Source organism: Actinomadura xylanilytica (assembly GCF_030283145.1).
In the GTDB taxonomy this organism is placed as follows: domain Bacteria; phylum Actinomycetota; class Actinomycetes; order Streptosporangiales; family Streptosporangiaceae; genus Spirillospora; species Spirillospora xylanilytica.
On the sequence record NZ_JASNWE010000003.1, the window covers coordinates 70,485 to 95,608 of the forward strand.

At 74.1% G+C, this 25,124-nt stretch carries 24 protein-coding genes; 8 read left to right on the forward strand and 16 right to left on the reverse strand.

The genetic code is table 11. The annotated features are described in order from the left end of the window. Positions 1-130 precede the first annotated feature (130 nt). The 4 genes from QP090_RS18305 to QP090_RS18320 form a co-directional block, all read right to left on the reverse strand. Positions 131-493 carry a hypothetical protein gene (locus QP090_RS18305; protein ID WP_285940188.1) on the reverse strand — a complete coding sequence of 121 codons (363 nt, stop codon included), beginning with the start codon at positions 491-493 and terminating at the stop codon, positions 131-133. A 133-nt stretch (positions 494-626) separates the two neighbouring features. Beyond that, the gene (locus tag QP090_RS18310; protein ID WP_285940189.1) at positions 627-1,655 is read right to left on the reverse strand and encodes a methyltransferase; all 1,029 of its coding nucleotides are present in this window, start codon (positions 1,653-1,655) and stop codon (positions 627-629) included. Between the two features lie 90 nt (positions 1,656-1,745). After that, a complete protein-coding gene (locus QP090_RS18315; RefSeq protein WP_285940190.1) occupies positions 1,746-2,669 on the reverse strand; it encodes a hypothetical protein in 924 nt (307 codons plus the stop codon). An 8-nt stretch (positions 2,670-2,677) separates the two neighbouring features. After that, entirely contained in the window at positions 2,678-4,198 is a 1,521-nt protein-coding gene (locus QP090_RS18320) for an FAD-dependent monooxygenase (protein WP_285940191.1), read from the reverse strand. Positions 4,199-4,447: 249 nt separating this feature from the next. Here QP090_RS18320 and QP090_RS18325 point away from each other — a divergent pair, with 249 nt between their 5' ends. The 3 genes from QP090_RS18325 to QP090_RS18335 all read left to right on the forward strand — a co-directional run bounded on the left by QP090_RS18325 (position 4,448) and on the right by QP090_RS18335 (position 8,673). Next, positions 4,448-5,875, forward strand: coding sequence for a sialidase family protein (locus QP090_RS18325; protein ID WP_285940192.1), 1,428 nt, complete (start codon positions 4,448-4,450; stop codon positions 5,873-5,875). Beyond that, positions 5,865-7,439, forward strand: a complete 1,575-nt coding sequence (locus tag QP090_RS18330) for an FAD-dependent monooxygenase (RefSeq protein WP_285940193.1) — start codon at positions 5,865-5,867, stop codon at positions 7,437-7,439. The genes QP090_RS18325 and QP090_RS18330 overlap by 11 nt, the downstream gene beginning before the upstream one ends. A 61-nt stretch (positions 7,440-7,500) precedes the next feature. Then, positions 7,501-8,673: a nucleotide disphospho-sugar-binding domain-containing protein gene (locus QP090_RS18335; RefSeq protein WP_285940194.1), complete on the forward strand. Its 1,173-nt coding sequence runs from the start codon at positions 7,501-7,503 to the stop codon at positions 8,671-8,673. Here QP090_RS18335 and QP090_RS18340 read toward each other — a convergent pair. The 4 genes from QP090_RS18340 to QP090_RS18355 are packed head-to-tail and all read right to left on the reverse strand — an operon-like array spanning position 8,660 to position 11,900. Further along, on the reverse strand, positions 8,660-9,778 hold the full coding sequence (locus QP090_RS18340) for a methyltransferase (protein WP_285940195.1): 1,119 nt from the start codon (positions 9,776-9,778) through the stop codon (positions 8,660-8,662). The two genes, QP090_RS18335 and QP090_RS18340, sit on opposite strands and share 14 nt — an antisense overlap. Before the next feature lie 3 nt (positions 9,779-9,781). After that, the gene (locus tag QP090_RS18345; RefSeq protein WP_285940196.1) at positions 9,782-10,675 is read right to left on the reverse strand and encodes an NAD(P)-dependent oxidoreductase; all 894 of its coding nucleotides are present in this window, start codon (positions 10,673-10,675) and stop codon (positions 9,782-9,784) included. A gap of 22 nt (positions 10,676-10,697) precedes the next feature. Further along, positions 10,698-11,435 (reverse strand): SDR family NAD(P)-dependent oxidoreductase, encoded by a 738-nt coding sequence (locus tag QP090_RS18350; protein WP_285940197.1) that lies wholly within the window; start codon positions 11,433-11,435, stop codon positions 10,698-10,700. Positions 11,436-11,444: 9 nt separating this feature from the next. Next, positions 11,445-11,900 carry an anthrone oxygenase family protein gene (locus QP090_RS18355; RefSeq protein WP_285940198.1) on the reverse strand — a complete coding sequence of 152 codons (456 nt, stop codon included), beginning with the start codon at positions 11,898-11,900 and terminating at the stop codon, positions 11,445-11,447. 177 nt (positions 11,901-12,077) lie between these two features. Between QP090_RS18355 and QP090_RS18360 the strand changes: the two genes are divergently transcribed. Both QP090_RS18360 and QP090_RS18365 read left to right on the forward strand, forming a co-directional pair. Continuing rightward, a complete protein-coding gene (locus tag QP090_RS18360) occupies positions 12,078-13,286 on the forward strand; it encodes a cytochrome P450 (protein ID WP_285940199.1) in 1,209 nt (402 codons plus the stop codon). 13 nt (positions 13,287-13,299) lie between these two features. After that, positions 13,300-14,154 (forward strand): SDR family NAD(P)-dependent oxidoreductase, encoded by an 855-nt coding sequence (locus tag QP090_RS18365; protein WP_285940200.1) that lies wholly within the window; start codon positions 13,300-13,302, stop codon positions 14,152-14,154. Here the strand turns inward: QP090_RS18365 and QP090_RS18370 are convergent. Further along, complete coding sequence (locus tag QP090_RS18370; protein ID WP_285940201.1) at positions 14,121-14,639, reverse strand: hypothetical protein; 519 nt, start codon at positions 14,637-14,639, stop codon at positions 14,121-14,123. The two genes, QP090_RS18365 and QP090_RS18370, sit on opposite strands and share 34 nt — an antisense overlap. A 233-nt stretch (positions 14,640-14,872) precedes the next feature. Here QP090_RS18370 and QP090_RS18375 point away from each other — a divergent pair, with 233 nt between their 5' ends. Beyond that, entirely contained in the window at positions 14,873-15,619 is a 747-nt protein-coding gene (locus QP090_RS18375) for a class I SAM-dependent methyltransferase (protein WP_285940202.1), read from the forward strand. 83 nt (positions 15,620-15,702) lie between these two features. Here the strand turns inward: QP090_RS18375 and QP090_RS18380 are convergent, their stop codons facing one another. Next, positions 15,703-16,761, reverse strand: a complete 1,059-nt coding sequence (locus tag QP090_RS18380; RefSeq protein ID WP_285940203.1) for an NAD-dependent epimerase/dehydratase family protein — start codon at positions 16,759-16,761, stop codon at positions 15,703-15,705. Positions 16,762-16,880: 119 nt separating this feature from the next. Between QP090_RS18380 and QP090_RS18385 the strand changes: the two genes are divergently transcribed. Further along, on the forward strand, positions 16,881-17,780 hold the full coding sequence (locus QP090_RS18385; RefSeq protein WP_285940204.1) for an NAD-dependent epimerase/dehydratase family protein: 900 nt from the start codon (positions 16,881-16,883) through the stop codon (positions 17,778-17,780). On the opposite strand, the gene QP090_RS18390 is transcribed toward QP090_RS18385, so the two are convergent. From QP090_RS18390 to QP090_RS18405, 3 genes are all read right to left on the reverse strand, one after another. Continuing rightward, positions 17,777-18,133 carry an antibiotic biosynthesis monooxygenase family protein gene (locus QP090_RS18390; RefSeq protein ID WP_285940205.1) on the reverse strand — a complete coding sequence of 119 codons (357 nt, stop codon included), beginning with the start codon at positions 18,131-18,133 and terminating at the stop codon, positions 17,777-17,779. The two genes, QP090_RS18385 and QP090_RS18390, sit on opposite strands and share 4 nt — an antisense overlap. 1 nt (position 18,134) lies before the next feature. Continuing rightward, complete coding sequence (locus tag QP090_RS37670) at positions 18,135-19,328, reverse strand: SDR family oxidoreductase (protein WP_432763056.1); 1,194 nt, start codon at positions 19,326-19,328, stop codon at positions 18,135-18,137. Positions 19,329-19,496: 168 nt separating this feature from the next. After that, on the reverse strand, positions 19,497-20,936 hold the full coding sequence (locus QP090_RS18405) for a multicopper oxidase family protein (RefSeq protein WP_285940206.1): 1,440 nt from the start codon (positions 20,934-20,936) through the stop codon (positions 19,497-19,499). A gap of 148 nt (positions 20,937-21,084) precedes the next feature. Here QP090_RS18405 and QP090_RS18410 point away from each other — a divergent pair, with 148 nt between their 5' ends. Then, entirely contained in the window at positions 21,085-22,122 is a 1,038-nt protein-coding gene (locus tag QP090_RS18410) for a dTDP-glucose 4,6-dehydratase (RefSeq protein ID WP_285940207.1), read from the forward strand. Here the strand turns inward: QP090_RS18410 and QP090_RS18415 are convergent. The 3 genes from QP090_RS18415 to QP090_RS18425 all read right to left on the reverse strand — a co-directional run bounded on the left by QP090_RS18415 (position 22,106) and on the right by QP090_RS18425 (position 24,784). Continuing rightward, positions 22,106-22,459, reverse strand: coding sequence for an antibiotic biosynthesis monooxygenase family protein (locus tag QP090_RS18415; RefSeq protein WP_285940208.1), 354 nt, complete (start codon positions 22,457-22,459; stop codon positions 22,106-22,108). The genes QP090_RS18410 and QP090_RS18415 overlap by 17 nt on opposite strands. Next, complete coding sequence (locus QP090_RS18420; RefSeq protein ID WP_285940209.1) at positions 22,431-22,685, reverse strand: acyl carrier protein; 255 nt, start codon at positions 22,683-22,685, stop codon at positions 22,431-22,433. The genes QP090_RS18415 and QP090_RS18420 overlap by 29 nt, the downstream gene beginning before the upstream one ends. A gap of 92 nt (positions 22,686-22,777) precedes the next feature. Continuing rightward, positions 22,778-24,784 (reverse strand): AfsR/SARP family transcriptional regulator, encoded by a 2,007-nt coding sequence (locus tag QP090_RS18425; protein ID WP_285940210.1) that lies wholly within the window; start codon positions 24,782-24,784, stop codon positions 22,778-22,780. Between the last annotated feature and the right edge of the window lie 340 nt (positions 24,785-25,124).

The following is a 25,124-nucleotide window of genomic DNA, read 5'->3' on the forward strand; positions in this document are numbered from 1 at the left end:
TCGTGGACGGCGGCGCTGGCCACTCGCTCAAGGGGAGGTCGAGGATCATTCGTATTCGGGCCGCACGGCAATTGGCTGACGCCAGATATCGCCTGGCCGTTATCTGACCCGGTACCGATCCGGGGTGCGGCTACTTGCCGCGGTAGCGCGCCCCGGCACGAAGGCTCTGCCCGAGACCGCGGAGCAGTTCCTGGAAGCCGTCGCGCAGTTTGCCGTTGGACGGCGCCACCAGCGGCACCATCCAGCGCGTCGCCCCGGAGGCGATGTTGTACACCTGGTATTGGATCAGGCTGCCGCCGTCGTGTTCCTTGACGATGTGCTCGCCCCGGTACCACCAGTCGCCCTGGAGGGAGACGCGCCGTTCCGCCTCGTTCACCGTCACCTCGCCCATACCGGAGTCCTTGAGGAAGCCGACGAGGGCCTTCCACACCTCCTTGGGAGGGGCGTCCACGACTCCGGAGGCGGCCCAGGACGGTCGTTTCGAATCGGACATCGAAGGATTCTCCTTGGCCTCTGTCCCATGGGTCCGGAAATCTCGGAGAGAATTCCGCGTCGTTCCCCATGGAACTGGTGACACCGGTTCCGGTCAAGTCGCGGCCGGCATCGGAAAGGCGGACCGGGACGCGCTAGGGGCGGACCGCCTGGATCAGGTGCCACGGCCGCGGCAGCAGCGTGCTCGGCACGGTGAGGGTCGACTCGAACTTGAACCCGGCCCCCTCCAGCAGCCCGACGAACTCGCTCTCGGTCCGGACCCGGCCACCGGTGACGGTCTGCAGGCCGAGGCTCATGCTGTCGTACTCCGACGGCTCGTTCCCGTCCGGGCGCATCCACTCGATCACCACCAGCCGGCTGCCCGACGGGGCGCCGCGGTGGATGGAGTCGAGGATCCGCGCCGAGTCCTCGTCGCCCCAGTCGCAGAGCACCTGCTTGAGCAGGTAGAGGTCGGCCAGGGGCGGGACGTCCTCGAAGAAGCTGCCGCCGACGAACGACAGCCGGTCCGCCACCGCCGTGCCCGCGGCCCACTCGCGGCCGCTCTCCACGATGCCGGGCAGGTCGAACACCGTGCCGGTGACGTCCGGCGCCCCCGCCAGCAGCCGCGACAGCAGCACGCCGAGGCTGCCGCCGACGTCCACGACCGTGGACACGCCGCCGAGGTCGTGGTGCTCGGCGATCGCGGCGCCCGCGTCGCCGGCCAGGTCGGCCATGGCGGCCGCGTGCCAGGCGCGCTCGCGCGGGTTGTGCCGGTAGTAGTCGTAGAGGTCCTCGCCCTGGTCGTCCGGGACGGTCCTCCCGGTCATGATGGTTTCGTGCAGCCGGCCGGCCCGGTTCCAGATGCCGGAGGTGAAGTTCATCATCACGATATTGCGCATTCCGGCCTCGTGTGAGCATAGGAGGCGGCCGAGTTCGGTGATTCCGAACGTGTCGCCGTCATCGGTTTCGAGCAGTTCCAGGACGACGCAGGAACGCAGGTACCGACCGAGCGAGTCGTGGTGCGCGCCGAGTTCGCCGGCGAGTTCTCCGACCGTTCTGCGGCCCTGGGCGAGCCGGTCGGCCATTTCGAACCGAACGAACGTGGAGATGATCTGCGGCTCCCACGGGCGGAAGACGATCCGGCTGAGCCGCTGCACCTGTTCGGAGGCGTGATCGAGGGACATGGAACCACCTTTCGGCTACGTTTCGGAACGGGCCGGGTCGATCGTCCATGCGGCCGCTCGAGCCGTGCTCGACCGGCCGCGGAGAATTTCTCAGCGGACCGTGACGGTCGCGAACATTCCTTCAAAGGCGCTTTTCACCCCGGTCCGTGGATTGCGCACGAAGGACAGCACGCAGTAGCGCCCCGGGCGCAGGTCGATGCGGAATGCGGCGGTGCGGCCCGGGGAAATGGCGAGCATCCCGCCGACGGTCGCCCCGAACGGACTGGGCACGCTGGTGTCGCCATTCTGGACGGCGTCGAAATACCGGGCGACGTCCGCGTCCCCAGTGCCCGGGGCCACGCCGACGATGATGACCTCGTGGGGCTGCTCCGCCCGGTTGCGCACTAGGACGGACGCCCGCGACGGCCAGGACCGGGGCATGTCGAAGCGCTGCCCGCCGCCGGCGGTCGTCCGCGCCTGGATCTCGGTGCCGGTCCTGGGGGGCGGCGTGGACCGCGGCCGTCCGGCGACGTGGAAGCGCTGTAGGTGGGTGCGGCCGGTGCCGCAGCCGTCCGTCGCACCCTCCAGCGCCGTGTCCGACATGTAGTACGTGCCCGGCTCGAAGGCGGAGGTGACCGACACCGGCGCGTCCGGGGTGACGGAGGCGCCGCCTCGGAAGTCGACGTCGCGGTAGATGGCGCGCAGCGCGGGGACCGCCACGGCCGGGTCCGGCGAGTAGCTGTCGGCGAACTCCTGCCGGACCCGGTCCATGGTCGCCGCGCCGCGCAGCCGCATCACCGCCCACCAGCGCCCCGCCGCGTCGGGCGTGCTCACCCCGAAGGTGATCGGGCCCGCCGGGCGCGGGTCCGGGCCCGGGGCGCAGAACCCGTCACCGGTCACCTCGACCGGCACGGCCTGCGGGCGGGACGGGACCGCGGCGGTGCTCGCGCGGGCGGCGGGCGCGCCCGCCTGCGCCGCCAGCAGCGGGGCGACGAGCGCGGCGGTCAGGACCTTCAGGGTTCTCAAGGCCGGCATGCGATCTCCTAGGCCGTGGATCGAGTTCGGGGCGGGACGGGGCCGAGAACGGTGTCGAGGTAGGCGGCCACCTGCGGGCCGTGTTCGAGGCCGCCGCGCAGGCCGATGTGACCGTCGGGCCGGATGAGATGGATGGCGGGGGCGTCCGGCGCCGCGTTCATCGCCGACGACGCCTCACCGTCGACGTCGACGATGACGTCCACCCGCGAGTCCAGGCCGGTCATGAGCCGGCCGATCCCCCACCGGTCCGGGCGCGGGCCGGGGAGCACGAGCAGCGTCCAGCGGCCGTCCCACCGGCCCGGGGCCCGCCGGCCCGCGCGGGAGCCGGCCGCCTCGCCGAGCAGGTCGCGGGTGAGCGGGGAATCCGGGTAGTCGATGGCGAGTTGGGTGCGCTTCGGGCGGTTCACCGCGATCGCGGCGAGCAGGGGGTCGCGGCCGGGCGACTCCTGGACGCCGAAGTCCAGGGAGCGCTCGGTACGCGCCAGCAGCTCCTCGGCGACGGGACGCCGCTCGGCCTCGTAGCTGTCCAGCAGCGCCTCGGGGGCGCCCTCCCCGGCCACGGCCGCCAGCTTCCAGCCCAGGTTGAAGGCGTCCTGGACGCCGGTGTTCATGCCCTGCGCGTGCACCGGGGCGAACACCCGCGCCGAATCGCCCGCCAGCAGCACCCGCCCGACGCGCATCCGCTCGGCGAACCGGTTCTGCAACCGCACCCGCCAGGCGAAGCTCCCCTCGCTCAGACCGACCTCGCCGACACCGCAGAGCCGCTCCATGGCCGCGGCGATCTCGGCGGGCCGGGGATCGCCGCGCTCGTCGGGCCCCCCGGCACTTCGCCGGACGACGAACACCCGATGCCGCCCGTCCGGCAGCGGCACGCAGCCCACGTGCCCGCCGGCGCCGAAGAACAGGTGCGCCTCGTCCGGCGCCAGGCCGAACGGCAGCCGCACCCGCGCGTCGATCTGAAGCATCTGCAGGCCGGTGAACCGGCGCCACTCCCGCCACGCCACGCCGAGCGAGTCGCGGACGCCGCTGGCCGCCCCCTGCGCGGCCACCAGCCAGGCCGCCCGGATGACCGACCGCCGTCCCCCCTCGTGGTGCAGGGTGACGGTGACGCCGTCGTTCTCCTGGGTCACCGCGCCGGCGGACGTGCCGCGCTGCACCAGCACGCCCAGGTCCGCCAGCCGCCGCTCCAGATACCGCTCGGTGACGTTCTGCCCGACGACCAGCGGGTAGGGACGGGCGCTGCCCGGCTCGGCCATGTCGACCGTGCCGATCCGCTCGCCGAAGAGGTGGTAGACGCGGTGCGCCATCCGGGCCCCCTCGGCGACGTAGTCGTCCACCGGCAGGCCCATGGCGTCGAAGACCTCCAGGGTGCGCTGGTACACGGTGCAACCGCGGGTGCTCTCGCGGGGGGCGGAGCGTTCCTCCACCACCCGGCAGGGCACACCGCGCCGGGCCAGCTCCACCGCCACGGTGAGGCCCACCGGCCCCGCCCCCACGATCAGTACCTCGGTCTCCATCAGGCCGCTCATGGGACGGATTGTGAAACCGGCGGGTCGTCGGACGCTCGAATCGGCGCGGTGCCACGCCGCGCGGCACCGCCGCGGATTCGAGTGATCTTCCAGCCGGGCCCCCTACCGTCGGCCTGACCTTCCGCCGCCGGACGGCGACGGTCCCGAGCCCTGCCGGGTCACGACGACGCGAGGTCCCCGATGATGCGACACAGATTCCGACCCCTGTCCGCCGCGCTCCTGGCGGTTCCGCTCCTGGGCGCACCGGCGGTGACGGCCCCGGCATCGGCGTCCGCCCCGGCGCCGCCCGCCCGGGTCTCAGGGGCCAGCCCCTTCGCCTCGTGCACGGCGGACACGTTCCCCGGCGACACCTACACGGTGGGCGTCGAGGCCGAGCCGACGCTGGCGATCGACCCCGCCGACCCGCGCCGCCGGGTCGTCGGCTGGCAGCAGGACCGGTGGGCGTACGGCAGCGCACGCGGCATGGTGACGACGGTGACCGCCGACGGCGGCCGGTCGTGGCGTCAGGTGTCACCGCCCATCACACTCTGCTCGGGCGGCCCGTACGGCCGCATCGCCAACCCCTGGCTGACCTTCGGCCCGGACGGGCGGCTCTACGCGGCCGTGATGGCCGCCGGGCTCGCCCCGCTGACCACCGGCGTCGCCGTCCTCACCTCCGGCGACGGCGGGCAGAGCTGGAACGCCCCGGTGGAGGTCGACGCCGACCCGATGGCCGGGTACTTCCACGACAAGCCGGCGCTCACCGTCGACCCCCGCCACCCGCGCCGGGCATACCTGGTGTGGAACCGCCACAACACCACGGACCAGACGCACGAGCTGCTGTTCAGCCGCACGTCCGACGGCGGCCGGACGTGGGAGCCCGCCCGCGCGATCCACCGGCCGCCCGCGGGCGACGGGACGATCGGCAACCAGATCGTCGTGCTGCCGGACGGCACCCTGCTCGACCTGTTCCACGAGGGCCCGTTCGCGCCCGGCGGGGCGTCGGCCGCGACCGCCGCCGCCGGGGACGGGCCCGAACTGCTGCGCGTCATGCGCTCCACCGACGGCGGCACGACCTGGTCGGCGCCCTCGACGATCGCGGCGACCGACCTCGGCGTCCCGGTGCTGCCCGGGACGACCACGCCGATCGTCGGCGCCTCGCTGGTCCCCGACGTGACCGTGGACGCCAGGGGCCGCGTGTACATGGTGTGGAACGACGCGCGGCTCAGCGGGAGCCGCAGCGCGGTCGCGCTGACCGCCTCGTCCGACGGCGGGCGGACCTGGGCGCGCCCGCGGCGGGTGAACGGCACGCCCGACTCGCCGCCCGGCGGCACCGGGCAGGCGTTCACCCCGCAGATCGACGCCGCCCCGGACGGCACCCTCGCCATCACCTACTACGACCTGCGCGACGACACGGCCGCGGCGGGCGCCTCCACCACCCACTGGATGGCGACCTGCGGCGGGCCCGGCTGCGTCCGCGGCGAGGGCTTCCGGGAACGGCGGCTGGGCGGGCCGTTCGACCTGGACAAGGCGTTCCGCTGGTTCGACGGCCCGTTCCTCGGGAGCTACACCGGGCTGGCGCACACGCCGCGCGGGTTCGTGTCGGCGTTCGTGATGAGCGGCGAGCGGGCCGGCGATCCGCAGGACGTGTACGTCGGCGAGGTCCAGACGTGCTCCGGGAGGTGCCATGTCCGCTGACGAGACCGTTCCCGTGCTGGTCGTCGGGGGCGGGCTGACGGGCCTGTCCGCGGCGGTGTTCCTGCGCCGGCTCGGCGTCCCGGTCACCGTGGTCGAGCGGCACCGCGGCATCCTGGTGCATCCCCGGGCCCGCACCGTCAACCCGCGCACCCAGGAGCTGTTCCGCCAGGCGGGCCTCGCCGCGGACGTGCTGGACCGGCGCAACGTCAACACCGGCGCGCTGATGATCACGGCGGAGACCCTCGCCGGCCCGGAGCGCGGCAGGCTGGGCGGCGAGCCCGCGGAGGACCCCGCCGAGTTCAGCCCGTGCCCGTGGGTTCCGGTCGACCAGGACCGGCTGGAGGCGCTGTTGCGCGAGCGCGCCGCCGGGCTCAGCGCGCGGCTGTGCCTCGGCACGGCGCTGACGTCCTTCGAGCAGGACGCGGGCGGCGTGCGCGCGCTGGTCGTGGACCAGGACACCGGCGCCGAGCGCACCGTGGCGGCCGAATACCTGATCGCCGCGGACGGCGCCGACAGCCCGGTGCGCGAGCGGCTGGGCATCCCGGGCGAGGGACCGGGCACGCTCGGCGACACCGTGACGCTGGCGTTCGAGGCGGACCTGTCGCGGCACGTGGGCGACCGCCGCATCGCGGTGTGCCACGTGGACCGGCCGGTGCCCGGCACGGTGATCGTCCCGCACGACGGCGCCGGCCGGTGGGTGTTCAGCGTCCCGGTCACCCGCGTGGACGTGGCCGAGGCGGCCGACATGATCCGCAAGGCGGTGGGCGACCCGAACCTGGAGCCGCGCATCGTCCCGCAGCTCCAGGACGGCACGCGGCTTCTGCACTACCGGATCGGCGCCGTCGTCGCCGAGCGGTTCCGCGACGGGCGGGTGTTCCTGGCCGGCGACGCCGCGCACGCGATGCCGCCGGTGGGGGCGCTCGGCTCCGGCACGGGCATCCAGGACGCCCACAACCTTGCCTGGAAGCTGGCCGCCGTGCTGAACGGGCACGCCGGTCCCGGGATCCTGGACGGCTACGAAGCCGAGCGCAGGCCGGTGGCCGCCTTCACCCTGCGCCAGGCCCTGCTCCAGATGCGGGACCGGACCGGACGCGACGTGCTCGGCACGGGCGAGGTCGCCGCCCCCTACTACGCGGCCGTCTTCGGCTACCGGTACGGCGGCGACGCCGCCGGCCCGGAGGCGTTCCCGCCCGAGCGGCTGACCGGGCAGGTCGGCACCCGTGCCCCGCACGCGTGGATCCGGCGGGACGGCCGGAGGATCTCCACACTCGACCTCTACCGCGGCCGTCCCGTGCTCGTCGCGGGACCCGAGGGCGGCGTGTGGTCCGCGAGCGCGCGCACGGCGGCGGACCGGCTCGGCGTTCCCCTGGACGTCCGCCGGTTCGGCGACGACCTGCACGATCCCGGTGACGTGTGGGGCGAAGGCCACCAGATGCCCCCGGACGGGGCCGTTCTCGTCCGGCCCGACGGGTTCGTCTCCTGGCGCAGTCCGGGCCGTCCCACCGCGGAAGCGGCGGACCTGGCCGCGGGCGCGCTCGCCGACCTCTTCCACGTCGGCTCCTGAGCCCGCACGTCCACGGCGTGCCACGCCGTGAGGCCCTCCAGCCGAGAGCAAGGAATCCGTCATGCGCGTTCTCTTCACCACCTTCCCCGCCCCCTCCCACTTCTTCCCGATGGTCCCGCTGGCCTGGGCGCTACGCGCCGCGGGCCACGAGGTCGCCGTCGCCTCCCAGCCCTCCTACCTGAACGCGGTGCGGGGCACCGGGCTGCCGGCGGTGAAGGCGGGCGTCGACGTCGACCTCAGTGCGGTCTGGTACCAGGACGGCGAGACCGACCCGGGCTGGCGCAGCAGCGAGGAGGCACGGTCCGCCCGCGGTATGCGGATGTTCGCGGCCGTGGCCGAGGCGATGGCCGGCGATGTCATCGGGTTCGCGCGGCGCTGGCGGCCCGACGTCGTCGTGTACGAGCCGCGCGCCTACGCCGGGCTGGTGGCGGCGGAGGTCCTCGGCCTGCCGCTGGTGCGCCACCTGTGGGGCACCGACTACACCTGCGAGCGCTGGGACATCGAGTCGCCCGCGCTGGCCCCTCTGCTGGAACGGCACGGCGTACCGGACGCCGACCATCTGGGCACGGTCACCCTCGACGTGTGCCCGCCCCGCCTACAGCTGGCCGAGGCGCCCAACCGCACGATGATGCGGTACGTGCCGTTCAACGGCTCGGGCATCGTCCCGGACCTGCCCGCCGGTCCGCGCGGGAAGCCGCGCGTGTGCGTGACGTGGGGGACGACGTTCGTCAAGCAGACCGGTCACCTGGACCCGGTGCGCTGCGCGGTCGAGGCGCTCTGCGACCTGGACGTCGACATCCTGGTCGCGATCGGCGCGGGCCACCGGCACCTGATCGGCGAGCTGCCGGCCGGCACGCCGGTGCTGGAGTCGGTGCCGCTCAACCTGTCGCTGCCCGCCTGCGACGCGATCGTGCACCAGGGCGGCGCCGGCACCACGATCACCGCCGCGGTGCTGGGGGTGCCGCAGCTGGTCGTGCCCTCGTTCGCCGACGAGCCGGTCAACGCGCGGCAGGTCGCCGCGAGCGGCGCGGGGCGCTCCCTGCCGCTGGCCGAGACCACCGTCGACCGCGTCCGCGCGGAAGCCGGCGCCCTGCTGGAGGGCACCGGCTACGCGCGGGCGGCGCGGGCGATCGGGGACGAGGTGGCCGGGCTGCCCGCCCCCGCCGCCCTGGTCGAGGCGATGGAGGCGCTCGGCGACCGGGGGCGGCGGGGTCGGGACCTCAGCCCGCGCTGACCTCGGCGCGGAACTCCAGGACGGTCGTTCCGGCGGCGGCGCGCCGCCCGGTGAGCCGCAGGCCCGCCGCGGCGGCGAGCCGCTGGTACTCCCCGGCCGAACGCTCCCGGCCGCCGGCGGAGACGAGCATGTCGATGTCCAGCAGCCGCACGACGTCCAGCGTGTTGAGCTCCCCGGTGACCATCTCGATCACGTGCACCCGGCCGTCGTCGCCGGCGGCCCGCCGCACGCTGCGCAGGATGCGGACGGCGTCGTCGTCGTCCCAGTCGTGCAGCACGTGCTTGAGCAGGTAGGCGTCGCAGCCGCCGGGGACCTCGGTGAAGAAGTCGCCGGCGACGCACTCGGTGCGGTCGGCCAGATCCCGTCCGGCCAGGAAGTCACGGGCGTCCTCGACGGCCGCCGGACGGTCGAAGAGCAGCCCCCGGCAGCCGGGGTGCCGGCGCAGCACCTCGGCCAGCAGGTAGCCCTGGCCGCCGCCGACGTCGGCGACCCGGGCCCCCGGGGGCAGGTCGAGGACCGCGGCGACCGCGGCCGAGCCCCGCCGGCTGGCCGCGGTCATCGCGCGGTGGAAGAGGCCGGCCAGGTCGGGCCGGTCCTCCAGGTACTCGAAGAGGGACGTCCCGAAGACGTGGTCGAACGCGGGCCGGCCGGTGCGCGCGGTGTGCAGGATGGCCTCGTAGGGCCGCCAGAACAGCTCGGTGCCGTTCATCAGCACCAGGTCGCGGACGCTCTGCTCGGCGTCGGCGCGCAGGAACCGCGACATCGGGGTCAGCCGGAACCGGCCGTCGGGCTCCTCGGCGAACACCCCGAAGGACGCCGCGCTGCGCAGCAGCCGCAGCAGGGTGGGCTCGTGGGTTCCGGTGCCCCGGGCCAGCTCGCCGACCGGGAGCGGGCCGTCCGCGAGCCGGTCGGGGACGCCCAGCTCGGTGAGCGCCCAGACCACCGGCGCGACGACCCGGCCCATCGTCAGCATCATCAGCCGGTGCCGGGCGGGAAGCGCGGCCAGGACGTCGAAGGCGTCGCGGTCGGCATGGTCGGCATGGTCGGCGCGGCCGGCGCGGTCGTCCTCGTCCCGCGGCGGCACCGCGGTGCTGGTGTCGGTCATGCGTCACCCCTGTCGTGAGTTGTGTGCGTGCTCGGCGAGAACGGCCAGGTCCTTATCGCCGTCGCCGCGGTCGACGGCCCGCGTCACGATCTCCAGCGCCCGCTCGGCCAGCGGCAGCCCGCCGCCGGCGGCGCCGGCCAGCTCGACGGCGTGCCGCAGGTCCTTGGCCATCAGGCTGGTGCGGAAGGCGGCGGGTTCGTACCGGCGCTCCCGCATGATCGCCGCACGGAACGCCATCACCATGGACGCGACCCCGCTGGAGGCCACGCAGTCCAGGACGGCGTCGCGGTCCAGCCCGGCGCCGCGGCCCAGCTCGGCGGCCTCGGCCAGGGCGGCGATCTCCGTCCCGATGAGCATGTTGAGGACGAGCTTCATCGTGGCGGCCGAGCCGGGCGGCCCGAAGTGCCGGATGTCCTTGCCGACCGCCTCCAGCACGTCGCGCGCCGCGTCCACGTCCGCCCGGTCCCCTGCGGTCAGCACGCGCAGCTCCCCGGACCGGGCCTGGAGCGGGTTGCCGAAGACGCACGCCTCGACGCGGCGGACGCCCAGGGCGGCCAGCCGGCGCGCGGCCTCGCGGGCGAAGTCCGGCGAGACCGTGGAGGTGTCGATGACGAGGGCGCCCTCGGCGAGTCCGGGCGCCGCGTCGCCGAAGAGCACCTTCTCGACCGCGGGCTCGTCGGCGAGGCTGACGACCACCACACCGGCCCCGTCCACCGCCTCGACGGCCGTCTCCGCCGCCCGTGCCCCCGCCTCGACCACCGGTGCCGCCTTGGCCGCCGTCCGGTTGTAGACGCGCACCCCGTAGCCCGCCTCGACCAGGCGGGTGGCCATTCCCGTGCCCATCACGCCCAGCCCGAGGAATCCGAGGATCCGCCCGCCGCCGTCGTCGTCGCTCATGAGATCTCCTTGTCCGGCATGGTCAGACACCGCAGTCGGCCGGGATGACCGCCCCGGTCACGGCCCTTGACAGGTCGCCCGCCAGGAACAGCACGACGCCGGCGACGTCCTCGGGGCGGGCCAGCCTGCGGAGCGCGGTCATCCCGGCGAGCCGTTCCCGGATCTGGGGCGGCGGCCCGCCGCCGTCCCGCTTGTCGACGAAGCCGGGCAGCACCGTGTTGACGCGGATGCCGCGCGGCCCCAGTTCCTTGCTCAGCGAGCTGCTCAGCCCGAGCACGCCCGCCTTGGACGCGGCGTAGTGCGCGCGGCCGGGGGCGCCGCGCTGCGCCAGCGAGCTGCCGACGTTGACGATCGACGCGCCGTCCGCCAGCAGCCCCAGCGCGGCCCGGGTGACCAGGTACATCGAGGTGAGGTTGGCGTCGAGCACCCGTCCCCACTCGCTGTGCCCGAGCTCGGCCAGCTCGGCGGAAGCGTCCACGCCCAGGTTGTTGACGAGCACGTCCAGGCCGCCGAGGGTGTCGCGGCACCGGGCGGCCAGCAGCCCGGCGCCGGCCTCGGTGGTCACGTCGGCGCGCACGACGCGGTGCCCGCCGCCGATGCCCTCCAGTTCGGCCGCCAGCTCCTTGGCCGCGGTCTCGTCCCGGTGGTAACCGGCGACGACGCGTCCGCCCGCCCGCGCTACCGCCAGGGCGACCTCGCGTCCCACCCCGCGGGTGCCGCCGGTCACCAGGGTCCGTCTGTCTCGCAGTCCTGTGTTCACGGTCTCTCCTCAGATCACCGCGGCCGTCGCGTTCACCAGCACGGCCGCGATCGCCAGGACGGTGCGCAGCAGGTGCCAGCGCCGCCACTCGGCGCGCGGGTCCCGCCAGTCCTCCGGCAGGGGCGCGTCCGGGTCCAGGCTCTTGACCTGGCGATTCAGCGGGACGTTCAGCAGATGGGAGACGCCCGAGACCGCGACCAGCAGCACCGTGCCGGCCAGGAACAGCACCCGCGCCGCGCCGCTGTCGGCGATCAGGGCCAGCACGAGGCTCGTCACCGCCGAGGTCAGCACGATCACCGGCATGGTGGGGTCCCAGTTGCGTCCGAGCAGCTGGTGGATGCGCACGTAGAGGGGCGGGGGCACCGCCCGCAGCGTGGGAACGACGCTGACGGCCACGGCGAGCAGCACACCCGCGGTGATGCCGCTTCCCGAGAGCGCTACGACACCGAGCGCGTTGTCCAGCACGGGTGCTCCCTCCGGTCGGCTCGCTTGCGGCGGGCGCCGGCGGCGTCCGCACACGGCCACCTTCGGGCGTCCTCCTCGAGCCGTGATCGAGGCCGGTGCGCGGGCCGGCGTCGAGCGGCCCTCGAACCGGGAGGCCGACGATGCCGGTCCCGGTAGCAACCGAGCCAGGGAGCTGACATGGCCGACGCGGACATGGCCGACGAGGAGGAACTGCGTTTCCCGCCGCGGGTGCCCCCGGGCCCCGATCCGGCGCGGGAGTACGCGCGGCTGCGGGAACACCGGCCCGTCGCGCGCGTCCGGCTGCCCGACGGGCGGCCGGCCTGGCTGGCCAGCAGCTACGCCGACAACCATCGGCTGCTGGCGGACGCGCGGCTGAGCCGGGCCGCCGCCGCCCGCGAGGGCGCGCCGCGGGTGCGCGGCATCGCGCTGGAGGCCGGCTCGATCACCACGATGGACCCGCCGGAGCACACCCGGTTGCGGCGGCTGATCGCCGGGGAGTTCACCGCGCACCGGATGCGGCGGTTCCGGCCGCGGATCCGCGCGATCGCCGAGGAGCTGGCGGACGCCATGGCCGCCGCCGGCCCCCCGGCCGACCTGGTGGCGGGCTTCGCCGGGCCGCTGCCGATCAGGGTGATCAGCGCGCTGCTGGGCGTCCCGGAACCCGACCACGACCGGTTCCGCGGGTGGGCCGACGACTACCTGGGCACCACCGGCACCGACCCCGGGACCGTGCTGCGCGCCGCCGAGCGGCTGCGCGCGTACTTCGCCGCCCTGGTCGCGGCCCGCCGCACCGACCCCGGCGACGACCTGCTCAGCTCCCTGGTGACCGCGCGGGACGAGGACCGGCTCACCGAGCGGGAGCTCGTCGCTCTCGGTGTCACCCTGCTCGTCGCCGGGTACCAGACGGCGGCCGGCCTGATCGCGGGGTCGGTCCAGACGCTGCTCGACCATCCCGCGCAGCTCGCCGGGCTGCGCGGCGACCCGGGGCTGATGCCGGCGGCGGCCGAGGAGCTGCTGCGCTACGTCGCGGTCTCCGCCGGCGGCGGGACGATCCGCGTCGCCACCCGCGACCTCGAACTCGGCGGGACGCGGATCCGCGCCGGCGAGGCGGTGCTCCCGGCGATCACCTCGGCGAACCGGGACACCGCCGTGTTCACCGACCCCGACCGGCTCGACCTGCGCCGCGCCCCCAACCCGCACCTGGCGTTCGGGCACGGCGTCCACCGCTGCCTGGGCGCCGCGCTGGCGCGGGCGGAACTGGCGGTCGCGCTGAGCACCCTGCTGGAACGGTTTCCCGGGCTGCGGTACGCCGAGCCCGGACGCCGGCCGGAGTGGCGGACCGGCGGCATGATCCGGGGCCCGCTGGCCCTGCCGGTCGCCTGGTGACGAAGGAGCGGACATGACGCAGTACCGCAACGCCGTGGTGACCGGCGCGTCGGGCGGCATCGGCGCGGCGTTCGCGCGCCGCCTGGCCGCCGGCGGAAGCGCGCTGGTCCTGGTCGCACGCGACGGGACGCGGCTGGCCGCGCTGGCCGCCGAGCTGGAGCGCGACCACGGAGCCGACGTGGAGCCGCTGCCCGCGGACCTGGCCGACCCGGCCGGGCTGGACCGGGTCGCCGCGCGGGTGGCCGACCCGGACCGGCCGGTCGACCTGCTGGTCAACGGGGCCGGGGTGCTGGGCGGCATCGGCCCGCTCGCCCGCCGGGATCCCGCCGAGCTGGCGCACGGCCTGGCCCTGAACACCGGCGCGCTGGTCCGGCTGACCCGGGCCGCGCTGCCCGGGATGCTCGAACGCGGCCACGGCGGCGTCGTCAACGTCTCGTCGGTGATGGGCTTCCTGCCCGCGCCCGGCGGCGCCCCGTACGCGGCGGCCAAGGCGTTCGCGACCTCGTTCAGCGAGAGCCTGCACGGCGAGGTCTGCTGGGACGGCGTGCACGTCACCGCGCTGTGCCCCGGGTCGACCGGCGGGACGCGGCTGCACCGCTCCGCCGGGCATCGCGAGTCGGGACGGCTCGGCAGGCTGCTCGACGTGGACGACGTGGCGCGCGACGCGCTGGCCGCCGTCGCCGCCGGGCACCCGGTCTGCGTTCCCGGGCTGGACTACCGGTGGCGGGTCGCCATGTCGCGGATGCTGCCGCGGCGGCTGGTGCGGGCGCGCTACTACCGCCGCTGGGGCCGCCGGCTGGCCGGCGGCCCCGGGGCGGGCGCGGCGCCGGACGCTCAGCCGCCGAGGCCGGCCGGGCCGAAGCCGTAGCGCTCGCCCGCCGACGTCGCCGTGAGCGTGACCACCACGTTCCCGTCGTTGTCGACCTGTGCCGCCTTGCCGGTCATCGTCAGCCTGTCCGGCGACGCCAGCCTGCCGGTCTGCTCGACGCGCACCGTCCCGGTCACCACGCCGTCGTCGGAGATGACGAAGTGCCGGTAGTCCACCGCGAACGTGGTGGCGCCGGTGGCCTTCCAGGTGCCGAAGCCGACGACCTTCGAAGCGCCGCCGGTGCCGGTGAGCAGGCCGTCCCGGCCGAACGCGAACAGGCCGGGCTCGGGCGGGACGCCGGGCAGGTCGGTGATGGTCACGGTGATCGCCCACGTGCCCGGCAGCGGGATGCCGGCACGCGCCGGGGTGTCGGCCGACGCCGGCTCCGGCGTCAGCGCCGCGGCCAGCAGCGCCGCCGCGCCCGCCGCGGGCACCAGCGCGCCGCCCTTCCCGATCAGTTCACGGCGCCCCATGCCTTCGCTCACGGACAACTCCTCTCGTCGCCGGCCCGCCGCGGCTGCGCTGGGCCGCCGTGTCGGCGCCGTCGGGAACGGTTCGCGCAGGAGGCTCGCACCCGCGGATCCAGGCCCGCTCGACGCCCGGTCCATCGGGCTTCCAGGGCACCTCGACCGCCATGCCGAAAGCTTCGGCCCTGGCCTCGACACGCGGCATGCGGGACGTGGGCGAGGTGACGACGCCGTCTTCGAAAGGGCCGCTCATGCTAGCTGAGACCTTCGTCAGCGCCGGTCACCGGCTGATCGGCGAACACGCTCCCGAGGGGCGGGACTACTGGGCCAGGCGGTTCTGGGACCGCGAGGAGGTGGAGAGCCGTCCCGTCCTGGGCGACGACTTCCGGGCGCAGAAGAAGAAGATCGCCGAGTACATCGAGGAGCACGGCCGGGACGCCGCCCGGGTGCTGGAGTTCGCCTGCGGGACCGGCGAGTTCACCGCGATGGCCGCCGACCTCACACCGGCGAAGGAGATCCTCGCCAACGACATCTCCGAGCAGGCTCTGAAGATCACGGGCGACCGGGTCGGCCATCCCGGGCTCACGCTGCGCCAGGGGGACTTCTGGGCCCTCGACGGCGTCGGGCCCGCGCCGCTGGTCCTCTGCGTGGACGCGATCCACCACATGGGGCAGGTGCGGAAGGTCCTGGAACGGCTGAAGACGTTCGTGGAGCCCGGCGGCACCTTCATCGGCAACCTCTGGACCATCGACAACTACCACGACTACCAGCGCGGCCGTTACGGGGCGGGCAAGCACCTCGGCCGCTCCGCACTGTTCCTGGCCAACGCGGCCGTGATGCGCGCGACGGGCGGCCGTGTCCGCTGGGCGTCGTACCGGACGCAGCTACTGACCGGGGCGGCGGTGGAGCCCCTCCTGCACGAGGTCTTCGACGAGGTCGTGGACGTCCACACGACCCGCTTCTTCGTGGCCTTCGTCTGCCGCCGGTCCGACCGGTGAGCCGGCCGCGGCCCGGGCCCCGCCCGGGGCGCGGCTCAGATCGCCGCCCGGGTCGGGGCTCAGGCCCCGGCCCGGGTCCCGTTTCAGGTCGCGGCCGGGGCCACCCCGCCGCGCATGCGGTCGGCGGCGAACTCGCGCAGGCCCGCCTCCAGGCCGACGCGGGGCCGCCAGCCCAGCTCGCTCATGATCCGGGCCGGTGAGGCGAAGATGTGCCGCACGTCCGCCACCCGGTACTCGCCGGTCACGACGGGCGGGGGCCCGCCGGCCGCGGCGGCCAGGGCGCGGGCGACGTCGTGGATGGTGTGCGGGGTCCCGCTGCCGACGTTGTAGGCGCGGAACCCCGGCACACCGCGCCGGAGCGCGGCGACGTTGGCCTCCGCCACGTCGGCCACATGCACGAAGTCGCGGCGGGGCAGCCCGTCCTCGAAGACCCGGGGCGGGCGCCCCTCCACCACGGCGTGGTGGAAGGTGCCCGCCACGCCGGTGTAGGAGCTGCCGAGCATCCCGGACCCGTAGACGCTGTGGTAGCGCAGCGCGGCGGCGCTCCCGCCGGTGTCGGTCGCCCAGGCGGCCACCAGGTTCTCCTGCGCCAGCTTGGTGACCGCGTAGATGTTGTACGCGGGGGCGAGCGGGTCGTCCTCCTCGATCGCCTCGGCGGCCAGCTCGTGCCCGCACTCGGCGCAGCGCGGCTCGAACCGCCCGGCGTCCAGGTCCGGCACCGTCCGGCGCCCGGGACGGACCAGGCCGTGGTCCGGGCAGCGGTACCGGCCCTCCCCGTAGACCACCACCGAGCCGGCGTACGCCAGCCGCTCCACGCCCGCCTCGACCATCCCCACGAGCAGCGTCGCGGTGCCGAGGTCGTTGCAGTCGGCGTACCGGCGGGCGTCCAGGATCTCCCGCCCGCGCCCCACCATGGCGGCGTGGTGGCTGACCGCGTCCACACCGCGCAGCGCCCGCCGCACGGCGTCCTCATCGCGCAGGTCGCCGCGCACGAACTCCACGCCGCCGGGCAGCCGCGGCTCGGCGAAGTGCAGTTCGGGCAGCAGCGCGTCCAGGACGCGCACCCGGTGGCCCGCGGCCAGCAGTGCGGCCGCCACCCGGGATCCGATGAACCCGGCTCCGCCGGTGACCAGAACGTGCATCACACTCACCCTCTTCCTCGTTCGGGCGCCTCGATCCAGGTCACAGCGGCCGTCGAGCCGCCGCTGGGACCGTTCGGGACGTGGTTGCTCACAGGAACGCGAACACGGAACCGCAGCCGGTGGCCGTGGTCGGAGCGGGCGGCTTCATCGGCGCCCGCCTCACCGAGGCCCTGACGATGGCGGGCGTCCCCACGGCGCCCCTCACCCGCGCGAACCCGGCGGTGACGGGCGGCCGTCCCGCGCCCGCCCTGCGCGCCGCCCGGGTGATCTTCTATCTGGCCAGCACCATCAACCCGGCCCTGGCCGAGCGGCACCCCGAGCGCGTCGCCGCCGACCACGCCGCCTTCACCGGGCTGCTGTCGGCCCTGCGCCGCACCGGGGACCGTCCGGCGCTCATCCTGACCAGCAGCGCCGGCGCGGTGTACGCCCCGCGGGCGGCCCCGCCGTACCGGGAGACCGACCCGCTCGGCCCGGCCTCCGCGTACGGCCGGGCCAAGGTGGAGCTCGAACGGGCGCTCTTCGGCGCGCGCGACGCGGTGCGCCCGATCGTGCTGCGGATCGCCAACGCCTACGGCCCCGGCCAGCGGACCGGAAGCATGCAGGGGGTCGTCGGGCACTGGCTGGAGGCCGCGGCGGCCGGGCGGCCGCTGCGGCTCTACGGGCCGCCGGAGGCACGCCGCGACTACGTGTTCGTGGACGACGTCGTCGAGGCCCTCCTGCACGCCCGTCACCTCGTCCACCGGGTGCCCGAGGCGGGCGGGCCGGAGGCGTTCAACATCGGTTCCGGCGTGCCGGTCTCGCTCGACGAGCTGACCCGGCGCGTCGCCGCGGCGCTCGGGCGGGAGCCGCATGTGGAGCGGCTGCCCGCCCGCGGGTTCGACCGCCGCGACGTATGGTTCGACGTGCACCGCGCGCACGAGGTCCTCGGCTGGCGGCCGCGGACCTCGCTGCCGGACGGGCTGCTGCACACCTGGCTCCGGCTCACCGCGGCGACGGCGCCCACCGGACCGGACCGCTAGCGCGAGGCCGACGGCGCCGGTGTCCCGCCGGCCAGGGCCCGGCCGGTCATCTCGTAGACGACGTGCATGGTGACCATCGACGCCGACGCCCGGAACGGGTGCAGCCGGGTGCGGTGGTCCAGATGCTCGGGGCTGCGCTCGAACTCGCGGAAGCCCGGTTCGCTCACCCAGTCGCTGACGACGTAGTACGCGCCGTCCTCGTCGTCGCAGCGCGACAGCCACTGGCGCAGGTTGGCGGGGTGCTCGGTGATCGCGTGCCCGACCTTGTACCAGGTCTCCTCGAACTCCCGCTCTTTGCCCGGGTGGATGCTCATCCGCAGCATGACGCGGAAGATGCCGGAAGTCGCGGCCATGTCAGATTCCTCCATCGACGTTGAGGGTCTCCCCGCTGATCCACGAGCCGAGGTCGCTCGCCAGGAAGAGCACCGCGCCGGCGACGTCGGCGGGACGCCCCAGCCGGCCGAGCGCGATGAGCTTGCGGTACCGCTCGCGGACCTCGGGCGGGACGGCCTCCTCGGTCTCCACCGGGCCGGGCGCCACGAGGTTGACCCGGTAGCCCAGCGGGCCGAGCTCCTTGCACAGCGACCGGGTCAGGCCGGTGAGGCCCGCCTTGGACGCGGTGTAGTGGGCGCGCAGCGGGATGCCGACCGTGGCCACCCGCGAGCCGACGTTGATGACCGAGGCGCCGGGCGTCAGCAGCGGCAGGGCCTTCTGGGCGACCAGGTAGGCGCCGGTCAGGTTGACGTCCAGGACGCGCCGCCACTCGGCCGCGTCCAGCTTCTCGAACGGCACGTGGCTGATCGTGCCGGCGTTGTTGACCACCACGTCGAGCGAGCCGAGGTGGGTGCGGCACTCGCCGATCAGCCGTTCGATGTCGGCCTCGACACCGATGTCGGCCTTGACGACCCGGTGCTCCCCGGGAGTCTCGGCCAGCTCCTTGACCAGGCTGTCCACGGCCGGACCGTCCTGCCGGTGGCAGGTCAGAACGGTGGCGCCGGCGCGGGCGAACGCCAGCGTGATCGCCCGGCCGATGCCGCGGGTCCCGCCAGTGACCAGCACGCGGCGGCCGGTGTGGTCGAAGCGGACGCCGCCGGCGGCGCGCTCCGCGGCCTCCTCGACGATCCGCTTGATGCGCTCCATCTGGACCGCGGTGTTGCGGTTGAGGCGCGCGGTCATGCCGGCGTCGTCCAGCGGCGCGTCCGGCTTCATCGCGAAGTCCTGCGTCCAGCGCATCCGCACGCCGCCGTCGACCTGCTCGTACTCCCAGTGCAGGTTCATGTACTGGAAGACGCCGGTCTCCACGCGGTGGGCCCGCACGGTGCGGGTGGCCGGGTCCGGGGTGCGCTCGGACACCCAGCTCCAGACCGTGCCGTTCTCGTCCGGGTGCAGCGCGAGCCGGAACCGGACGGTGTCGCCGTCCCGCTCCAGGATCTCGGCGGAGCCGTACTCGCTGAACAGGCCGGGCCAGGACTCGACGTCGTTGGTCATGTCCCAGAGCAGGTCCATCGGCGCGTTGATGACGATCGAGTTGTCGGTGTGTCCCGCCATGATGTCGGTTCCTCCTGGACGTCGCCGGTCGGGTGGGGGCGGACTGCGCGGCGGCTCACGGACGCCGCACGGTCGCGTGGGGATACGGGCCGCAGGGCGCGGCCGTCCATCTGAACGGTTTCGCGCCGGGCTAGAGCGCCTCTTGAGCGCCGGTGGTGACCTGTGGAGTCATGCGACGATCTCGGCCTGCGCCATCATCCCCATGGACGAGTGGTCCAGGAGATGGCAGTGGTACAGGTAGCGGCCGAGGTCCCGGTCGTAGCGGACCTTGATGCGGACGTCGCCGCCGACCGGCACGGCGACGGTGTCCTTGCGGCCCGTCTCGTGCCCGGTGACCGGCCGGCCGTTGCGGTCCAGAACCTGGAAGTGGGTGCCGTGCAGGTGAAAGTTGTGCGGCACCGACGGCTGGACGTCGCGGTTGTGCACACGCCAGATCTCGGTCTCCCCGCGCTTGATCCTCATGTCGACGCGATCCATGTCGAACGTCTTGCCGTCGATGACGAACCGGCCGGTGGACAGGTCGAGGTTCAGGTTGACGTCGCGGGTGAGGGTGGCCGCGCCGAGGTCGGCGGCGCGGCCGAGCCGTCCCGGCACCCGGCTGGGGTCGGGGACGCGGCGCCCGACGTCGAACCGCATGACGTCCGTGGTCTCCTCTGACGTCCCTTCGGTGTTGTGCAACACGAGCCGCGTGCCGGGCCGGTACCGGGAGAAGTCCACGACCACGTCCACGCGCTCCGCGGGCGACAGCGTCACGCTGGTGGCGGCGAGCGGGGCGGGCAGCAGGCCGCCGTCGGACGCGATGACCGTCATCGCGTCGCCGTCGCCCTCGCCGAGCCGCAGCGTGAAGTACCGCTCGTTGGAGCCGTTGAGCAGGCGCAGCCGGTACTTGCGCGCGTCCACCCTCATGTACGGCTGGGGCCGGCCGTTGACCAGCAGGGTGTTGCGGTAACGGAAGTCGTCCATCTCGAAGACGAGCCGGCCCTGCTCGTCGAAGCGCGCGTCGCGCAGCATGAGCGGGACGTCGTACCGGCCCGACGGCAGGCCCAGGCGACGTTCCCCGGGGTCCCTGACGAGGTAGAACCCGGCCAGCCCGCGGAAGACCATCTCGGCCTCCATGTGGTGGCTGTGGTCGTGGTACCACAGCGTCGCCGAGGGCTGCCGGTTCTCGTAGACGTACCGCCGGTCCGCGCCGGGGGCGATGGCGTCGGCCGGATGCCCGTCCTGGCCGGGCGCGACGAGACCGCCGTGCAGGTGCACCACGGTCTCGTGCATCATGGCGTTCGTCTGCCGGACGATCACCCGGCGCCCCGCCTCGGCGTGGACGGTCGGGCCGGGGAACCGCCCGTCGTACCCCATGACCGGGGTGCCGACGCCGGGCAGGATCTCCGCAGTGGAGTCCCGGATCGTCATGGCGTAGTAGTCGGTGGTCGCCGTCCGGCGCACCGGGACCGCCACCTCGGGCAGGCCCAGCGGCACCGAGAACGGCGGGGGCACCGCGACGTCCGCCCACGCGCGGCCCCGCCGCCCGAGGGTCGCCGCCGTCCCCGGCACCGCCGCCGCCCCGGCGGCGACCGCCCCCATCCTGATGACTCCGCGTCTGCTCAGCATCTGGCCGTCCTTCCGCACGGGTGATCGGGCGCGGCTACCGTCGCGCGGTGTTCTCAAGAGCCGCTGGAGGGCCCATCTCGCTCGGGAATCGAGCAACCGTCGCGCGCGTACGGCGACGCTCCGGGGAGAGGCGAGCGAAGGGGGACAGATGGCACGCACCATCGCCGTGACGGGCGCCGCCGGGTTCATCGGCGGCAACTTCGTGCGCTACTGGCGCTCGGTCCATCCGGAGGACGGGGTCGTCGCGATCGACGCCCTGACCCACACCGGGAACGTGCGCAACCTCGACGAGGTCCGCGCCGAGATCGTGTTCGTCCAGCGCGACATCGCCGACAAGGAGGAGATGACCAGGGTCCTGCGCGCGCACGCCGTGGACGCGGTGGTGAACTTCGCCGCCGAGACGCCCAACAGCCTGGCCGTCCTTGAGCCGGCCCGGTTCTTCCGCACCAACGTCCTCGGGACGCAGGCGCTGCTGGAGGCGTGCCGGCGGGCCGGGGTGGGCCGGTTCCACCAGGTGTCCACGTGCGAGGTCTACGGCGGTCTCGCGCAGGACTCGGCCGATTCGTTCACCGAGTCCAGCCCTTACCTGCCGCGCACGCCCTACAGCGCCAGCAAGGCGGGCGCCGACCACGCGGTGCGCTGCTACCAGCACGCCTTCGGCCTCGCGGCGACGATCTCCAACTGCGCCGGCAACCACGGCCCCTACCAGTTCCCGGAGAAGGTCCTGCCGCTGTTCGTCACGAACGCGCTGGCCGGGCTGCCGCTGCCGATGTACGCCTCGAGCGGCGGCAAGCGGGAATGGATCTCGGTGACCGACCACTGCCGGGCGATCGACCTCATCCTCGCCCGCGGCACCGCCGGCGAGACGTACCACGTGGGCAGCGGCGCGGAGGCCACCATCGAGGAGCTCGCCGACCTGGTGCTGGACGAACTGGGCCTGCCCGGGACGCTCAAGACGCCGGTGTCCGACCGTCCCGGGCACGACCCCCGCCACCTGCTCGACTCCACCATGATCCGGCGGACGCTCGGCTGGGCGCCGGAGGTCGCGTTCGAGCGCGGCGTCCGCGAGACCATCCGCTGGTACCGCGGCAACCGGGCCTGGTGGGAGCCGCTGCTCGCGCACCGCCGCATCGCCGAGGAGCCGTGGCGGCGGCGCGACCGGGTGCCGATCAGTAGGCGGCGGTGACCTCGTAGATCCCGAACGGGCCGCGGCCCCGGCCGTCCTGGAGGGGGCGGAGCGGGGCAGTGGCGCCGCGGTGCCCGGCGCCCTCCTCCCACTCCCGGAACGCGTCCAGATCGGCCCACTCGCTCATCACCACGAAGGCTCCGGGCTCGTGCACCGACCGCAGCAGCGCGTTGCCGAGCAGGCCCGGCGTGCCCGCCAGGGCGCCGCTGACGGTGTGGTAGGCGTCCTCGACCGCCCGGGGGTCGTCGCCGGGCGCGCTCGCGTAGACCAGCACGCGCACCCGCCCGACCACGTCCCCGGGCCGTCCCTCACGCGGCGGCGATGCGCGGAGTGACATAGCCGACCACGTCATCGGGCGTGCCCAGTTCGTCGACCTTCTCGTCGGGGATGGCCACCAGGAACTCCTGCTGGATCCGCGCCGCCAGCTCCAGACGGGCCAGCGAGTCGTAGCCCATCTCGTCGAAGGTCACCGCGCCGATCTCCGAGTCCAGGCTGATGGAGTCCGGCTCGCCCGCGCAGTCCCGGAGGATGCGCCGGACGTCGTTCACCGTAAACAGCGCCATCGTCTCTCCTTTCGTGGGGATGTGGCCCCACTGTCGCGGCAGCGGCTTGAACTCCGCTGGACCCGGGATGGAATCCCGGGCGCGGCCCGCGCTCACCCACTGCCGAGCGCCTTCACCACGCCGTTCACCGGACGCGCCCGCCTGGCCGGCGGCTCCGGTGGCGCCGTCGCGCGGACCACCTGCGACTCGAGGTGCTCGTACCCGCGGTCCGGGCGCTCACCGCCGCTCTCCCGCAGCGGATGGCCGTTCTCGCGTCCCGGGCGGACGCCGTCGCGCACCGCGGGGGCGTGGTCGTGGGCCGCCACGGTGCTCGGCTCCGGCCGGTCCCGCACCGGATTCAGCAGTTCCTCATCGAGGCGCTCGCGGGCGAACATCCGCACCAGCTCGTGCAGCCGGTAGCGGATCTCGCCGCCGCCGCCCTGGCTGACCGACAGCAGGTGGTAGCCCGCCAGCCGGATCAGCTGGGCCTCCACCGCGTCGGTGCCGCTGCCGATCAGCCGGGCCGCGGTGGTGGCGGTGAAGTCCGGCGGCGGCAGCAGGCTGATCAGGCGCAGCGCGCTGCGGTCGCCGGGGGCCAGCCGCCGGTAGCCGGCCGCCAGCCGGGCCCGCACGTCCAGCTCGGCGAACGACAGCGGGTCGAGCCGGCGCGGCAGGCCCTCGATCTGCGCGGCCAGCTTCTCCACCGGCCAGGTCTGCATGGCCGCCAGCCGGGATCCCACCGCCCGCAGTGCGAGCGGAAGCCGCCCGGCCAGCCGGGCGAGGCGCTCGGTCGCGCCCAGCTCGTCCGCGGTGAACCGGCGCCCGCTCACCGCCTCGATCAGCGCCATCGCGCTGTGGACCGTCATCACCTCCAGCTCGACGTGCCGTACCCCTGGCAGGCTGTACAGGCCCCGCTGGGTGGTGATGATGACCGCGCAGTTCGGGGACGCCGGCAGCAGCGGGGCGACCTGCGACACCGAGTGCGCGTCGTCCAGCACCACCAGCACCCGCCGTCCCATACTCCAGGTGCGGAACAGCTTGCTGCGCTCCTGGAGGCTGTCGGGGATCTCCGCGGCCGGCACCCCGATCGCCCGCGCGAAGCCCTCGAGGATCTGATGCGGGTCGGTCGGCCGTTCGGTCGCGCCCCGCAGGTCCGCGTAGAGCTGGCCGTCGGGGAACTCCACCCGGTCGGCGTGCCCGGCCCGCAGCGCGAGAGCGCTCTTCCCGACCCCCGGCATGCCGGAGATCGACACCGCCCGCGCGGCCGTGTTCTCGCCCCGGGGACGCACCAGGTGGCGGCGCACGTCCCGCAGGATCTCCTCCCTGCCCACAAAGTCAGATGTGTCCGGGGGGAGCTGCGCGGGCACCAGGAGGGTCTCGAAACGGCCTCGCACGGCAGGGGCGGGGGCGCCCTCGCGCGACTCGGCATCGGAGCTGAGCAGGTTCAGGTGGAGCTGCTGCACGGCCGCGGACGGCTCCATGCCGAGCTCGTCGATCAGCATGCGGCGCAGTCCCTGATAGACCTCCAGGGCCTCGTAGCGGCGGCCGGAGCGGTGCAGCGCCACCATGAGATGGGAATGGAACCGCTCGTTGAGCGGATGCTCCGACACCAGCATCTTCAGCTCACTGATCAGCTGGCGGTGGCGGCCCAGTTCCAGGTCGGCGGTGATGCGCAGTTCCAGGGTGCGCAGCCGCTCCTCCTCCACCCGGGTCACGTGCGCGGACAGGATCTCGCCCGCCGACACGTCGGCCAGCGCGGGCCCGCGCCACAGCGCCAGTGCCTCGCAGAGCCGGTCCGCGGCGCGGGCGGCGTCGCCCTCGTCGAGGGCCGTGCGGCCCTCGTGCGCCAGCCGTTCGAACCTCAGCAGGTCACCGCGTTCCGCCGAGACGTCCAGCAGATACCCGGAGACCCTGGTGTGCAGCGTGGCCGAGGTACATCGATCCAACACGTCCTTGCGGAGTTTGTAGATGTAGGTCTGAAGGGTCGTCATGGCGCTGGCCGGCGGCTCGTCCCCCCAGAGTTCGTCGATGAGCTCGCCGACCTGCACGAGCTTTCCGCACCGGACGAGCAGGAAGGCGAGCACCTGCCGAACCTTCGGCGCGGTGGGGGTGAGTTCCATCCCCCCATTGGCTACCCACAGTGGACCCAGAATTCGGAAATACATGCATCTTCCCCGTGTTCTGTCGTCACATCACATCTCGATGAACTGCGGCCCCATACGAATAATCACCTGCGAATTCTCAGCCGAATCGGACACTCAAGCAATAGCCGTCCGCGGCGCGATCACCGCCGGCCGGACGCGCCTCTTGAAATTCCGCATCACCCTCTATACAATTTTCCGCCCGACCGCCCCGCCGGCCGCACCGCGCGCCCACTCGCCGTATCGGACACGTTGTTCGGGGGATCTGGACGCCCAATATGCGGTAACTCCGGCCTTTGCGAACGAAGACCGCATCACA